The organism is Geobacillus sp. LYN3 (assembly GCF_003064505.1).
In the GTDB taxonomy this organism is placed as follows: Bacteria; Bacillota; Bacilli; order Bacillales; family Anoxybacillaceae; genus Parageobacillus_B; species Parageobacillus_B toebii.
In genome coordinates, this window is record NZ_QCWL01000001.1 from 2,466,453 (window position 1) to 2,468,180 (window position 1,728).

The following is a 1,728-nucleotide window of genomic DNA, read 5'->3' on the forward strand; positions in this document are numbered from 1 at the left end:
CTCACATTTCGCACCCTCCCAACGAAAATCGGGAGGATTTTTTCGTTCCGATGTCGAATGAATCCTTGACACACAAGGAAAGTGAAGGAGTTTTTCTCTCATGAACGTTCAAGTCAAAAAGGTCTATCGTAATGATTATTTGAATATAATAAGTGCCCTATTCAAGAAACTGGGCCTGCCCCAATTGATTGACCATCTCGTTCCCGTTGATCCACAGTGCCAGACTCGAGTCAGCGATGCCGTTCAGGCCATCATCTACAATCTGTTTGACGGCCGGCAAGCCCTCGTTCACGTGGAACGATGGGCTCAGGAGATCGATCTAGAGAAACTCATCCGTCCCGGTCTCCATCCTTCCTGGTTGAACGACGATGCCTTGGCTCGTCATCTCGACCGCTTGTATGAGGCCGACATTCACAAGGTGATCAGCACTTGCTTGATTCACATTTATCGCAAAGAAGGCCTTTCCCTCCGAGCCTTTCACGCCGATACGACGGACAAGACGGTTTACGGCGCGTATGAATCGGCCTCATTAGAGGCTTTGCAGATCACACATGGCTATAACCGCCATCATCGTTGGCAAAAACAGATCGGCTTCGGACTGGTCGGCAACGAGGACGGCATCCCGTTTTACGGCGATGTGCACGACGGCAACCTGCCTGACAAAACGTGGAATCCGGAGGTGCTGTCCCGTGTCCACGAACAGCTCAAACAAGCCAAGATGGAAGACGAATGGATTTACGTGGCCGATTCCGCCGCGATGACAAAAGACACTCTGGCGCAAACCAAAGCGGCCAACGCCTTTTTGATCACCCGAGGCCCTTCGTCGCTTCGGATCGTGAAACGGGCATTAGCGGAGGCCGATTCGCCTCACATCCCGTGGAGCGAACCCTTTACCCTGGCGGAGAGAAACGGCGCCACGTACCGGGTATGGGAAACATCCTCCACCTATGAAGGCCACCCCGTTCGGCTGATCGTCGTCGAATCGAGTGCGCTCGACCAGCGAAAAGGAAAGACGCTTGAAAAAGAACGAACCAAAGAAGCGGAGCTTCTTCGCGAGGAACAAGCCCGTTGGGAGCGTCACCCCTTCTCCTGCCGGGAAGATGCCGAACAAGCCTTGGCGTCCCTCAAGGCGTCCCTTCGCCCCCGGTTTCATCGGGTCAAGGCCGCGGTCGAAGAGATCGTACGCCTGAAAAAACGGCGCGGACGGCCGAAAAAAGGGGCGAAACCCGAGGTGGAGACGCTGTATTTCTTGCACCTTGACGTCGAATTCGACCAAGACGCGTGGGAACAGGCGAGACGGAAAGCGTCCCGGTTTGTCCTTGTCACGACCGTTCCGAAGGAATGGAAGGGCCAACCCATGGATGCCCAAGAGATCTTGAAGCTATATAAAGGGCAGATCTCGGTGGAAATGAACTTCGCTTTTTTGAAAGATCCGTTTTTCACGGATGAGATTTACGTCAAAAAACCAGAACGGGTCGCAGTATTAGGCTATCTGTTTCTGTTGGCCTTGGCTATTTACCGCGTTTTTCAGCGCCGAGTGCGTCAGTTTATTACTCCAGAACACCCGTTGAAGGGTCCTGGAGGCCGCAAGCTGACCCGGCCGACGGGACAGGCGATTTTTCAGCTGTTTCAATATGTGAACGTCGTCCTGTTCAAGCTGCCGGATGGGCGCATCCAACGCTCACTGGATCGCTCCCTTACCCCTGATCAGCGAAGGATTCTGCAGGG

The 1,728-nt window shown here is 53.8% G+C and carries 1 protein-coding gene; it reads left to right on the forward strand.

Annotated elements, in window-relative coordinates:
- Positions 1-100: 100 nt before the first annotated feature.
- Positions 101-1,728: IS1634 family transposase (locus DCC82_RS12945; RefSeq protein WP_108430430.1), on the forward strand; the 1,628-nt coding region annotated here is incomplete at its 3' end.